Source organism: Achromobacter sp. Root170 (assembly GCF_001428165.1).
Classification (GTDB): Bacteria; Pseudomonadota; Gammaproteobacteria; order Burkholderiales; family Burkholderiaceae_B; genus Achromobacter; species Achromobacter mucicolens.
On the sequence record NZ_LMHN01000017.1, the window covers coordinates 168,060 to 180,644 of the forward strand.

General features: G+C 65.4%; 14 protein-coding genes. 2 read left to right on the plus strand and 12 right to left on the minus strand.

The window, feature by feature from the left end; translation table 11 throughout:
- Window positions 1-48 precede the first annotated feature (48 nt).
- From cyoD to ASD87_RS21550, 9 genes are all read right to left on the minus strand, one after another.
- A complete protein-coding gene (gene cyoD / locus ASD87_RS21510; RefSeq protein WP_056326358.1) occupies window positions 49-399 on the minus strand; it encodes a cytochrome o ubiquinol oxidase subunit IV in 351 nt (116 codons plus the stop codon).
- Window positions 399-1,013: a cytochrome o ubiquinol oxidase subunit III gene (gene cyoC, locus ASD87_RS21515; RefSeq protein ID WP_056326361.1), complete on the minus strand. Its 615-nt coding sequence runs from the start codon at window positions 1,011-1,013 to the stop codon at window positions 399-401. The genes cyoD and cyoC overlap by 1 nt, the downstream gene beginning before the upstream one ends.
- 3 nt (window positions 1,014-1,016) lie before the next feature.
- Window positions 1,017-2,993, minus strand: coding sequence for a cytochrome o ubiquinol oxidase subunit I (cyoB, locus tag ASD87_RS21520; RefSeq protein WP_056326363.1), 1,977 nt, complete (start codon window positions 2,991-2,993; stop codon window positions 1,017-1,019).
- A 2-nt stretch (window positions 2,994-2,995) separates the two neighbouring features.
- The gene (gene cyoA / locus ASD87_RS21525) at window positions 2,996-3,904 is read right to left on the minus strand and encodes a ubiquinol oxidase subunit II (RefSeq protein ID WP_056326366.1); all 909 of its coding nucleotides are present in this window, start codon (window positions 3,902-3,904) and stop codon (window positions 2,996-2,998) included.
- 259 nt (window positions 3,905-4,163) lie between these two features.
- The gene (locus ASD87_RS21530; RefSeq protein WP_056326369.1) at window positions 4,164-4,715 is read right to left on the minus strand and encodes a response regulator transcription factor; all 552 of its coding nucleotides are present in this window, start codon (window positions 4,713-4,715) and stop codon (window positions 4,164-4,166) included.
- Window positions 4,716-4,720: 5 nt separating this feature from the next.
- Entirely contained in the window at window positions 4,721-5,926 is a 1,206-nt protein-coding gene (locus ASD87_RS21535) for a HAMP domain-containing histidine kinase (RefSeq protein WP_056326371.1), read from the minus strand.
- A 253-nt stretch (window positions 5,927-6,179) separates the two neighbouring features.
- Window positions 6,180-6,668, minus strand: a complete 489-nt coding sequence (locus ASD87_RS21540) for a copper chaperone PCu(A)C (protein ID WP_056326374.1) — start codon at window positions 6,666-6,668, stop codon at window positions 6,180-6,182.
- A gap of 22 nt (window positions 6,669-6,690) precedes the next feature.
- A complete protein-coding gene (locus ASD87_RS21545) occupies window positions 6,691-7,314 on the minus strand; it encodes an SCO family protein (protein ID WP_056326377.1) in 624 nt (207 codons plus the stop codon).
- A gap of 103 nt (window positions 7,315-7,417) precedes the next feature.
- Window positions 7,418-7,855: a DUF2946 family protein gene (locus ASD87_RS21550; protein ID WP_056326998.1), complete on the minus strand. Its 438-nt coding sequence runs from the start codon at window positions 7,853-7,855 to the stop codon at window positions 7,418-7,420.
- A 244-nt stretch (window positions 7,856-8,099) separates the two neighbouring features.
- Here ASD87_RS21550 and ASD87_RS21555 point away from each other — a divergent pair, with 244 nt between their 5' ends.
- Window positions 8,100-8,768 carry a peptidoglycan DD-metalloendopeptidase family protein gene (locus ASD87_RS21555; RefSeq protein WP_056326379.1) on the plus strand — a complete coding sequence of 223 codons (669 nt, stop codon included), beginning with the start codon at window positions 8,100-8,102 and terminating at the stop codon, window positions 8,766-8,768.
- Between the two features lie 173 nt (window positions 8,769-8,941).
- Here ASD87_RS21555 and ASD87_RS21560 read toward each other — a convergent pair whose 3' ends face one another.
- The 3 genes from ASD87_RS21560 to ASD87_RS21570 form a co-directional block, all read right to left on the minus strand.
- On the minus strand, window positions 8,942-9,694 hold the full coding sequence (locus ASD87_RS21560) for an amino acid ABC transporter ATP-binding protein (protein ID WP_056326382.1): 753 nt from the start codon (window positions 9,692-9,694) through the stop codon (window positions 8,942-8,944).
- Window positions 9,691-10,371, minus strand: coding sequence for an ABC transporter permease subunit (locus ASD87_RS21565; protein WP_056327000.1), 681 nt, complete (start codon window positions 10,369-10,371; stop codon window positions 9,691-9,693). Before ASD87_RS21565 ends, ASD87_RS21560 begins: the two co-directional genes overlap by 4 nt.
- Before the next feature lie 84 nt (window positions 10,372-10,455).
- Window positions 10,456-11,238, minus strand: a complete 783-nt coding sequence (locus tag ASD87_RS21570) for an amino acid ABC transporter substrate-binding protein (protein WP_056326385.1) — start codon at window positions 11,236-11,238, stop codon at window positions 10,456-10,458.
- Window positions 11,239-11,425: 187 nt separating this feature from the next.
- On the opposite strand from ASD87_RS21570, the gene ASD87_RS21575 reads away from it, so the two are divergent.
- Complete coding sequence (locus tag ASD87_RS21575; RefSeq protein WP_175235095.1) at window positions 11,426-12,511, plus strand: P1 family peptidase; 1,086 nt, start codon at window positions 11,426-11,428, stop codon at window positions 12,509-12,511.
- Window positions 12,512-12,585: the final 74 nt, after the last annotated feature.

A 12,585-nucleotide genomic window follows, 5' to 3' on the forward strand; every position in this document is an offset into this window, starting at 1 on the left:
AACAGGCGCCCGAGGGCGCCTGTTCCGCTTGCCTGACGGCAGGCCGTCTTACATGGCGTGGCCCATGTTGACGTTCATGTTGTACAGCACCCAGGCCGAACCACCGACGATGATGAAGATGATCATCACGGTGAAGACAAACGTGGCCAGGTTGTCGCGGGACGACTTCGATGCGCCCATGTGCAGGAAGTACACCAGCTGGACCAGCAGCTGGAGTATGCACAGCGCCACCACGCCAATGATGGTGGCGGTGTGGGACAGCGCGCCGTGCATCACCAGGCCGAACGAGCCGAAGGTGAGCAGCAGCGAGAGCACGAAACCGATGATGTAGGACTTCAGGCTGCCGTGATCGGCGGCGTGATCGTCGTGGCCGTGTGCGGCCGCAGCGGAGTGCGACATCAGAGGGCTCCCAGGAGGTAGACAAAGGTGAAGACGCAGATCCAGACGATGTCCAGGAAGTGCCAGAACAGGCTCAGGCACGCCAGACGACGCTTGTTGATCGAGTCCAGGCCATGGCGGCGGATCATGTCGAGCATGACGATGATCCAGATCAGGCCAAAGGTCACGTGCAGGCCGTGCGTACCGATCAGCGTGAAGAACGCGGACAGGTAGGCGCTGCGGCCCGGACCGGCGCCGATGCTGATCAGGTGATGGAATTCATAGATTTCCATCGCGATGAAGCCCGCGCCGAACAGGAACGTGACCATCAACCAGCCCATGGCACGGCTCTTGTTGTTGGCGTGCACGTTCAGGTTGGCCATGCCGAAGGTGAAGCTGGACACCAGCAGCAACAGCGTTTCGACCAGGACGAAGTTCAGGTCGAACAGTTCCTTGCCGGACGGTCCGCCCGCGGTGGCGTTGGACAACACCGCGAACGTGGCGAACAGCACCGAAAAGATCAGCAAGTCGCTCATCAGATAGACCCAGAAACCGAAAACGGTCTTGGATCCATCGTCGTGATGCGCGTGATCGTCGTGACCCGCGTGGGGGTGAGTGGCTACGGCTTGAATCATGGCTCAGGCGGCCTTCTGCATTTTGTCAAAGTGAGCGTTTTCGATGCGTTCGACTTCCGCGGCCGGGACCCAGTAGTCGACGTCGCGGTCATAGGCGCGAACGATGAACGAACCGATCATGCCCACGAGGCCGGCGATCGACAGCCACCAGATGTGCCAGATCAGCGCAAAGCACATGACCAGGCCAAAGGCGCCAATCCAGACACCAGCGGCGGTGTTCTTCGGCATGTGGATGTCTTCGTACTTGGCCGGGCGCTTGTAGGCCTTGCCGCTTTGCTTGTCTTCCCAGAACTGGTCCAGTTCATCGACGTGAGGAACGTGGGCGAAGTTGTAGAAAGGCGCGGGCGACGAGATCGACCATTCCAGGGTGCGGCCATCCCAGGGATCGCCGGTGACGTCCTGGTTCTGCTTGCGCTGACGCACGGAGACGAACACTTGCTGCAGCAGGAAGAAGATGCCCAGCATGATCAGCGCGGCGCCAGCCAGCGCGACCAGCAGGTACGGCTGCCATTCGGGGTTGTCGTAGTGGTTCAGGCGGCGCGTCATGCCCTTGAAGCCCAGGATGTACAGGGGCATGAAGGCCAGGAAGAAACCGACGAACCAGCAGTAGAACGAGTAGCGGCCCAGACGTTCGTTCAGCGTGAAGCCGAACGCCTTCGGGAACCAGTAGATCATGCCGGCGATGCAGCCGAACACCACGCCACCGATGATGGTGTTGTGGAAGTGCGCGATCAGGAACAGGCTGTTGTGCAGCACGAACGACACGCCGGGGATGGCCAGCATCACGCCGGTCATGCCGCCGATGACGAAGACGATCATGAAGCCCAGCGTCCACAGCACCGGCGTCGTGATGCGCAGGCGGCCGCGGTAGATGGTGAACAGCCAGTTGAAGATCTTCGCCCCGGTCGGGATCGAGATGATCATTGTCGCTATGCCGAAGAAGGCATTGACGTTGGCGCCCGCACCCATGGTGAAGAAGTGGTGCAGCCAGACCAGGAACGACAGCACGCCGATGGCGGCCGTGGCGTAGACCATGGACTTGTAGCCGAACAGCGTCTTGCGGGCGAACGTGGCAACGATTTCCGAATACACGCCGAAAGCCGGGAGCACCAGGATGTAGACCTCGGGGTGGCCCCAGATCCAGATCAGGTTCACGTACATCATGACGTTGCCGCCACCGTCGTTCGTGAAGAAGTGCGTGCCCAGGTAGCGGTCCATCGTCAGCAGCGCCAGGGTCGCGGCCAGCACGGGGAAGGCGGCGACGATCAGGACGTTGGTGACCAGCGAGGTCCACGTGAAGATCGGCATCTTCATCAGGGTCATGCCAGGCGCGCGCATGCGCAGGATGGTGACGATGAAGTTGATGCCGCTAAGCGTTGTTCCCAGACCGGAGATCTGCAGCGCCCAGAGGTAGTAATCCACCCCCACGCTTGGACTGTAGTCCAGCCCGGACAGCGGCGGATACGCGAGCCAGCCGGTCGCGGCGAATTCGCCCACGAACAGCGAGATCATCATCAGCGCGACGCCGGCGCCGAACAGCCAGAAGCTCAGCGAGTTCAGGAACGGGTACGCCACGTCGCGGGCGCCGATCTGCAGCGGCACGACGATGTTCATCAGCCCGGTGATGAAGGGCATCGCCATGAAGAAAATCATGATGACGCCGTGGGCGGTGAAGATCTGGTCGTAGTGGTGCGGGGGCAGGAAGCCGGCCGAGTCTGCTGACGCGACGGCAAGCTGCGTGCGCATCATGATGGCGTCGGCAAAGCCGCGCAGCAGCATGATGAGCGCAACGATGATGTACATCACACCGATGCGCTTGTGGTCGACGGTGGTGAGCCACTCCGTCCAGAGATACTTCCACTTCTTGAAGTAGGTGATGGCGCCGAAGACCGCTAGGCCTCCCAGGCACACGGCGGCCAGCGTAACCATGACGATAGGTTCATGGTACGGAATGGCCTCGAGGGTGAGTTTCCCGAGCATTGTTAGTTGATTCCTGCGATCAGATTATTCGACGTGGAGGTGCACGTGGCGGAGTCCACGCCGGCCATCTTGCTCATCGTGCTGCCCAGAATGAAATCAAACATGGCGGGCGGCGCCGACGAGTACTTCACGACCGGATTGCGCTCGCTGCGCTTGGTCAGTTCCGCGTAGACCTCGGGGGTCAGGGCGGTGGGAGAAGCCTTGGCTTCCTTGATCCAGTTGTCGAATCCTTCCTGCGACATGGCGTGGGCCTTGAAGCGCATGCCCGAGAAACCGCCGCCGCTGTAGTTGGCCGAAATGCCGGCGTAGGTGCCGATTTCGCGCGCATTCAGGTGCAACTTGGTTTCCATGCCGGCCATCGAATAGATCTGGCTGCCGAGCTGGGGGATGAAGAAGGAATTCATCACCGATGCCGACGTGATCCGGAAGTTGACCGGAACGTCCACGGGGAACGCGATCTCGTTGACCGTGGCGATGTCGTACTCGGGGTAGATGAAGAGCCACTTCCAATCCAGGGAGACCACCTCAATGGTCACCGGCTTGTGTTCGGACACGAGCGGCTTGTAGGGATCCAGCGCGTGCGTGGAGCGCCAGGTGATCACGGCCAGGATCGCCACGATGATGCAAGGGACGGTCCAGACGACGGCTTCGATTGCCGTGGAGTGAGCCCACTTGGGCTGGTAGTCGGCTTTGGTGTTGGAAGCGCGGTACTTCCACGCAAAAGCCACGATCATGATGAGGACGGGAATGACAACGATGAGCATGAGCCCGGTCGCCGTCAGCAGCAACGTCTTTTCCTGGATGCCGATATCTCCCTTGGGGGAGAGGATTTCCATGTTGCAGCCGCCAAGCAGCATGACCGCGCCGACGCCAAATATGCGCGTAAGGGTCGCAAGGAGGGGGTGTTTCACGTACAGCCTTGGATGGAAAGGTGGGAAATGCTGCAAAGCAGCAGACTGGAATGCTGCTAGGCAGCAACCTCCATCCTATCGGTTTGATTTTGGTCAAGCGTGCGACGAATGGTCGCATTGCCTGGGAGGAATCCGGCCCAAGGGCGTCGGATTCAGGGTTTTCCTAGGGGAGCAGACGCCCCGAGGGGAGGGGGTGGGGTGCGACGATATGTCGCACCTGCACACGGGGGTGTTGTAAAGATGTGTCGCCCCGCAGCATTCAATCCGCGACGACCTCCCGTTCCGGCCCCGGTTTTTTTGCCAGCTTGCGCTGGAGCGAGCGCCGGTGCATGCCCAGGAGGCGCGCCGCGGCGGAAACGTTGCCGCCGGTCTCGTGCAGGGCCTGATGAATGTGCTCCCATTCTAGGCGGTGCAATGGGGTCATGGTCGTTTCGATCGTAACTGTTTCTGGCTTCACCAGACCCAGCGTGCGCAGGATCATGGGCGCCGTGGCCGGCTTGGGCAGGTAGTCGTCGGCGCCGCGCTTGATGGCTTCCACGGCGGTGGCCACGCTGGCGTAGCCCGTGACCAGCAGGATGCGCATGTCCTCGCGCAGTGCGCGAAGCGGCCGGATGAGGGTCAGGCCGGAGTCTTCGCCCAGGCGCAGGTCGACCAGGGCAAAGGCCGGACGGATTTCTTCGGCCACGCGCAGCGCCTCGGCGATGCCGGTGGCGGTGCGGGTTTCCAGACCGCGGCGCGACAGGCTGCGTTGCAGGGTGCGCACGTAGAGTTCGTCGTCGTCGATCAGCAGGCCAAGATCGTTTGCATTCATCACATTCAGGTCCCGGGGTTGCCGAGAGGTAAATAAAAGCGGATGCGGGTGCCGCCGCCTTCGGCCGCGGTCATGGTCATTTCGCCGCCCAACTGCTCCACCGTGGCATGCGAGAGGGCCAGACCCACGCCCAGTCCTCCCGGCTTGCCGCTGTTGAACAGGCTGGTCGCCGGCAGCATGGCATGGTCGGGGTCGAAACCCCGTCCGTAATCGCGGACTTCGCCTCGCAGGGCGCCGTAGCCGTATTCCAGGTGCAGGTCCACGCGGGGCGCGTCGGCGGCCTCGCCCGCGTCGGCGGCGTTGTTCAGCAGCGCCTGCAAGAGGTGGGCGATGGCCGGATCGACGCGCAGGCTGGTGGGCAACGTGCCCGAGCGCTGCAGGTCGATGGTCGGGCGGATCAGGCGCCATTGCCCCACCACACGAACCAGATCCACGGCGGTTGGGACCGCCAGATTGCGGATCCGTTCCCGGCACAGGGCCAGAAGCTGGCTCAGGGTGGTGACATCGGCCCGCAGGTCTTCGTCGTCCTGGACTTCGGCGGCAATCTCGTCGGTCAGCAGCGTCATGGTGGCGAGCGGCGTGTTCAGCTCGTGCGCCATGGCGGCCGCGTGCGTGGCCAGGGCGACGATGCCCTCGTTGCGGGTGAAGCGTTCGCGCAGGCGGGCAAGCTCGCGCTCACGGGCGCGCATGTCGGCGGCCAGCCGGGTCGAAAACACCAGCACCACCACCACGGAAATCAGGAAATTGGCGCCCAGGCCCCACAGCAGCAGGCTATGGGGATCGACGTCGCCGCGCAGGGGCTGCCCGAAGATCGCGGCGGCGCCATAGCCCAGCACGCCGGCCAGCGCGGCCGCAAGCGCCCAGTTGCGCGGCAGCGCCAGCGCCGCCAGGGCGGTCAGGATCAGGAACATCGTTCCGAACGGGTTGCTGATGCCGCCGCTCCAGCCCACCATCCAGGCGAGCACCGCCATGTCGACGAACAGATGGCCGAAGGCGGTGGCGTGGGAGAGGTCGCGCGGGTGGCGCAGGCGCAGGCTGGCGTAGACGTTGAAACCGATCAACAGGCCCACGCCCAGCCACAATGGTTCGAGCGGCAGATCCAGGCGCAGCAGGCTGCTGGCCAGCAGGATGGTGGCGGCCTGGCCCGCGATGGCGAGCCAGCGCAGGCTGCAGAGGGTACGCAGGAATGAAAAGGCGGAACTACCGGGCATATCCAGATACAGAGGCGCCGGCCAGCCTGCCGACAGTTACGGGCGCCCGGCTGCGCGGAACGCTGGCATCCTGAGCGCGGCGGCGGTGGCCGGCTGCCGCCTGGCCGGGTGGGCGCGGGCGGCGGATGTGCAGGCATTGTATGGCGAATCGGAGCCAGCCGCCGGGCCATGTCCGGCGTTATGCGTCCCTGATATCACCGGTCTGACTGAATGGCGCAGGTGCCGCGATGCGGTACGGGCCACTATATAGAGTTCAGTGGCCGTGGCCGGCCGCCGGCGCGGCGGTGGCGTTCAGCGGCCGCGCCACGGCGTCCACGGGGATGCGCCGCTGCTGCCTGGCGGCGTCTTCAACGATCAGCGTCAGCGCGACGTGGTCGCCGGCCGCGATGGGCTTGGCCAGGTCGATCAGCATCACGTGGTAGCCGCCTGGTTTCAGTTCCACCGCCTTGCCGGCCGGCAGGTCGATGCCCGCCACCTGGCGCATCTTCATGACGTTGTCCTGCATGGCCATTTCGTGCACTTCGACGTGCTTGGCGGCCTGGGACTCCACGCCGACCAGCCGGCCGGATTCGGCGGCGGTCAGGCGCATGAACGCGCCGGTCGCGTGCTGGTTGGGCACCGTGGCGCGCACCCATGCGTCCTCCACGGTCAGTCCGGCGTTCTGGGCCAGCGCCATCGGGCCAAAGCCGGCCAGCGCCAATGCGAGCGCGGCGGCCACGGGTTTGATCGAAATCTTCTTCATGAGCGTTTCCTTGGGTATCGGGTCAGAGGACGGTGCGCAGATCCTGCGCGCTGTCCTGGGCACTTTGTTCGTGGCGCAGCGCGATGCGCGGCTTGCCCTGGGCATCGATGACGTAAGTCAGCGCGGTGTGGTCCATGGTGTAGGAGGAACCGGTGGGCACCTTCTGGAAGAACACCTTGAACGACTGGGCGGCGGCGCGGGTCTGTTCGGCCGTGCCGCGCAGGCCGATGAAGCCGGGATCGAAGGCCTGGGTGTACGCGCGCAGGATCTCGGGCGTGTCGCGCTCGGGGTCCACGGTGATGAACAGCACGCGCAGCTTGTCCGCGTCCGCGCCCAGCAGGGACTTGATCTCGACGGCGCGGGTCAGCGCGGTCGGGCAGACGTCCGGGCATTGCGTGAAGCCGAAGAACAGCATGATGGGGTGGCCCTGGTAATCGGCCAGCCGCCGCGTCTGGCCGTCGGTGTCCTGTAGCTGGAAGTCGCCGGTGGGCATGCCGGACAGATCCATGCCGTGCAGGGGCGGGGTGTCCTTGCCGCAGCCGGCCAGGGGCAGCAGGGCCAGGGTGGAAAGCAGCAGACGGCGCCGCGGATCGGGCGCGACGCCGCGCGGCGCGCCAGCGGACGCGCGGGTAAACAGCGAATTCATGGGTACCTCTGGATTGACGAGTCGGCCGCGCAGCCGGGGCGCGCGGCGGGGCAGTCCGTGCCCGTTGCGGATGCGCAAGGGGCACGGAAGATCCGGGACGGGGTCAGGCCAGCGGGGGTGGGGCGCGCGATCCGAGGGGTGGACCGTGGGCGGGCTGCGCGGGCAGCGCGCGAAGGGCGGAGAAGGGCGGGGCGTGCCCGGCTGCCGTCAGCAGCAGCGGCACCATGGGCGGCGCGGTGGCGGGCGTGACGTGGGCGAGCAGTCCGAAGGGACATTGGGCGCCGGTATTGGCGGTGTCGTGCCCGGCCTTGCCGCCGTCGGCGGGGAGCGCCAGGCTGATCGCCGACAGGTTGCCCGCCGCCGAACAGAAGGTGACTTCCAGGCGGCCGTCATGCAGGGCGCGGGTGTCCGGCATATAACCGGCCGGCACCAGCGCGCGTAGCGCCAGGGCCAGCAGCGCCAGCCACAGCACGCCGTCGGCGCGCAGAGCGCGCAGCGTGCAAAGGAGGCGGGTCGGGTAAGACCGGGTCGCGTAAGACATGAGAGGCATTCTATGCCAAGCGGTCCCGATTTCTTGGTACCCTTGAACGCACTTCTTTCCGACACGCGACCCCGTGCCCCAGGTTTCAGAGCTTTCCTTGTCCGTTTCGAGCGTGTCCGTTCCGACCTTGTCCGTTTCGACCGTGTCCGCTTCGACCTTGCCCATTTCCAATTTGTCCAGCAGCGCACCGCCCGCCGGACGGGGCCGTGCCGGGCCCTATACGCGCTTATGGTTGGGCGCGTTGATGGCGGCATTACTTGTGCTGCTGACCGCGTGCGGCACGACCAAGGTCCAGCCTGGGTATTACCGGGTCCAGTCGGGCGACACCCTCTATCAGATTGCGCGCAAGGAAGGCACCACGGTCAGTAATCTGGTCCGGTGGAACAATCTGTCGAACTCCAATACGATCGAAGTCGGCCAGCTGCTGCGGGTCGAGCCGCCCGCCGGGCAGGCGCGCTCCTCGCCGCCCAGCAAGGCCAGCACCAAACCCAAACCCGCGCCGCGCGCCACCACCTCGTCCGGCAAGCGGCGCACGGCGCCGCCCGGCGCGATTTCGCTGGTCTGGCCCGCACAGGGCAAGGTCACGCGCGGCTACGACGGTTCCGGCTCGAACGGCATCGTCATCAGCAACGCCGCCGGCACGCCGGTTGTCTCGGCGGCCCCGGGCACCGTGGCTTATTCGGGCAGCGGCCTGCGCGGTTACGGGCATCTGGTGATCGTCAAGCACAACGCCAACTTCCTCAGCATCTACGCGCACAACAGCAAGCTGCTGGTCAAGGAAGGCCAGCGCGTGACGCAAGGACAGAAGATCGCCGAGATGGGCAACAGCGACAGCAAGCAGGTCGGGCTGTACTTCGAACTGCGTTACGACGGCCAGGCGGTCGACCCGGCGGGCTCGCTGCCGCCGAAGTAGCCGGCCATCTTCGCGTTGCGGCAGGTGTCTGACACCCGGGAGCTCGCGGTGGCGTGTCGGCTTGCGGCAGGTGTCTGACACCCTGGGGGAGTTGACCGTCGACTCGCGGCAGCCTCGCAGAGGGTGTCAGACACCGAGATAGGGAGACACCGGGATCTACGCGACCCACATACCTACGGCGCTTCCTGCGTCAGCGTCGAGATGAACGTGGCCGTGCGCGGATCCTGCGGTCGCGAGAACACCGTGCGGGAATCGCCGGCTTCGACCACCACGCCATCCAGCAGAAACACCACTTCCCGCGACACGCTGGCCGCCAGCCGCAAATCATGCGTGGCCATCAGCATCGTCATGCCTTCCGCGGCCAGCTGGCGCAGGACGTCCACGACTTCCGCCGCCAAACCCGGGTCCAGCGCCGACGTCGGCTCGTCGCACAGCAGAACACGCGGCGCGGGCGCAAGCGCGCGGGCGATCGCCACGCGTTGTTGCTGGCCGCCGGACAGGTTTGCGGGCCACGCATCGGCCTTTTCCAGCATTCCCACCTTGCGCAGCAATTCCTCCGCCCGCGCGCGCGCACGATCGGCAGGCCATTTCTGCACCGTCACCAACCCTTCCATCACATTGCCGATCACGGTCTGATGCGGAAAGAGCTGGAAGTTCTGGAACACCATGCCGGTTTGCATGCGCACGGCCTGGACCTGTTCGCGCGTCAGCTTGCGGCCGGGTTCAAAGTCGACCGTTTCGGGTCCGATCTCCAGCCGCCCGCGATCCGGCACTTCCAGCAGGTTCACGCAGCGCAGCAGGGTGCTCTTGCCGCTGCCGGAAGGGCCGATCAGGGCGGTGACGCTGCCTTCGTCGATCTGCACATCCACCTGCTTGAGCACGGGATTACCGCCGAAGGACTTTTCGATTTTTTCAAGCCGGATCATCGGGTCTTCTCGCTAAACATCGCGTGCTGGCCGAAGCGCCGCTCCAGCCGCACCTGCGCCGCCGACAGGACGGAACTGAAGGCCAGATAGATCAGCGCGGCCTCGGTGTACAGGATCAGCGGCTCGTACGTGACCGCGGCGATGCGCTGGGCGGCCTGGAAAATCTCGGGCACCGTCAGCACGGCGGCGAGCGAGGTGTCCTTGACGAGCGCAATGAAGGAATTGGACAGCGGCGGCACGGCCACGCGGGCCGCCTGCGGCAGGATCGTGCGGCGCAGGGCCTGGCCGCGCGTCATGCTGAGCGAATAGGCCGCTTCCCATTGGCCCTTGGTGATCGATTCGATCGCGCCGCGGATCACCTCGGAGTTGTAGGCGCCGACGTTCAGCGTGAAGCCGATGAGCGCGGCGGGCAGCGGGTCCAGCACGATGCCCACGCTGGGCAGGCCATAGAAGATCACGAACAGCTGCACCAGCAGCGGCGTGCCGCGGATCAGCCAGACGTAAAAGCGCACCACGGCCACCAGCGGCGCGGGGCCGAACAGGCGGATGAGCGCCACCACGAACGCCAGCGCCAGGCCCAGCGCAAAGGACATCAGCGTGAGCGGCACCGTGAACACCAGCCCCGCGTGCAGCAGCGGCCAGAACGAATCCGCCATCAGCTGCACCCAGGCCGGCACCGACCATTCGCCTATTTTTGCCAGCAGCCAGTCCGGCAGGAAGGCGTGAAGCCAAGGGGGCAGCGTCATGGGCGCTCCAGAGGTTTACTGCGCGGACAGATCCGTGCCGAAGTATTTGACCGAGATGGTCTTGTACGTGCCGTCCGCCTTGATGTCGGCCAGCGCCTTGTTGATGGCGGCCTGCAGTTCAGGATTGTTCTTGCGGATCAGGACGCCCGAATTGCTGAACTCCGCCGTCTTGTCCGTGGCTGCGATCTTCACGCGGGCATTGGGCTTTTGCTTCTTGAAGTCCAGGAACGACAGGTTGTCGTTGACGGTGGCCTCGACGCGGCCGGAGGTCAGGAGATCGATGGCTTCGTTAAAGCCCTGCACGGCGACCACCTCCGCGCCGTGGCTCTGCGCCAGCTTGCCGAAATTGCTGGTCAGCGTGTTGGCGGACTTCTTGCCCTTCAGGTCCGCGAAGGACTTGATGCTGGTGTTGTCGTCGCGCACGATCAGCACGGCGGCCGACGAGATGTACGGATCGGAGAAGTCGTACTTCGCGCGGCGCGCATCGGTGATGCCCACCTGGTTGATGACGGCGTCATAGCGCTTGGCATCCAGGCCGGCGATCAGGCCGTCCCACTTGCCTTCGATGAATTGCGCCTTCACGCCCAGGCGCTCGGCGATGGCACGGCCGATGTCCACGTCAAAGCCGGTAAGCTTGCCGGATGCATCGTGGAAGGTGAACGGCGCGTAGGTGCCTTCGGTGCCAATCTTGAAGACGCCCGCGGATTTGATCTGGTCCAGTTCCGACTGGGCATGGGCGGCGGACAGGGCGGCGGCCTGGACGAGGCCGGCGATGAAAAGCGTACGAAAGAGTTTCATGGCAATGCTCCACGGATGATCACTGTGGAGAGCATGTGGGCCTGCAATGCCCTCCGGCGTAGCGGCACTCTAACAACCGGCCTATTTTTCCACAAAGCATAAGGAATAGTAAAAATATAGCCACAGGTCATATAGCGTTACCAGACGCCCGGCGCAGTCGGCCCGGGATCCTTCAGGCATTACCTTGATGGAGACGGATGTGCAACAGCAATGGAACAGGCGCGCGTTCATGATGGCGGCCGCGGGCGCGGCGGCGGCGGGATCGATGCCCGCGCAAGGCGCCGGCGGCGCGGCGGCGCTGCCAGGCGGCGGCAGCCTCACCGACGTGGCGGGGTTGCGGGTCGGGCATTACACGGAAACGCGTCGCCCTACCGGGTGCACGGTCATCATTGCCGACGCGGGCGCGACGGGCGGCGTGGACGTGCGCGGCGCGGCGCCGGGCACGCGCGAGACCGACCTGCTCAATCCGATCAACATGGTCGACAAGGTGCACGCGATCGTGCTGACGGGCGGCAGCGCGTTCGGGCTGGACGCGGCCTCGGGCGTGATGCGGTATCTGGAAGAAAAGAAGATCGGCTTTGATGTGGGCGTGGCCTTCGTGCCCATCGTGCCGAGCGCGGTGCTGTTCGACCTGGGCGTGGGCAATGCGTCGGTGCGGCCCGATGCCGCCGCGGGTTATCAGGCCTGCCGGGCCGCCACCGCCGACGCGCCACAGGAAGGCAACGTGGGCGCGGGGGCGGGGGCGACCGTAGGCAAGCTATATGGTCCCCAGCGCGCCATGAAGGGCGGCATCGGCAGCGCGTCGCTGACCGTGGCGGGCGTGACGGTGGGGGCGATTGTCGCGGTCAACGCGGTGGGCGACGTGCTGGACCCGGCCACCGGGCGCATCCTGGCCGGCGCGCGCACGGCGGACGGCAGGACGCTGCACGACACCCGCGCGGCCATCCTGGCGGGCGATCTGCCCAAGTCCATGCGCGCGGGCGCGGCCACCACCATCGGCGCGGTGGCCACCGACGCGCGGCTCACCAAGGCCGAAGCCCAGAAGATCGCCGGCATGGCGCATGACGGCCTGGCTCGCACGATCAACCCCATCCACACCATGCTCGACGGCGACACGATCTTTGCGCTGGGCACGGGCGCGTCGGGCAAGACGGCCAACGTGATGCTGCTGGGCGTCATGGCGGCCGAAGCGATGGCGATCGCGGTGCAGCGCGCAGTCCTGGCCGCGCGCGCCATCGAAGGCTATCCGGCCGCGGTGGATTTCGTGGGGTGATGCCGCTGTCCCGCCGCTGTCATATAAGCGCGCCATGATGACAGGCGCCGGCATGCCGCCGGCGCGGGGGCGCA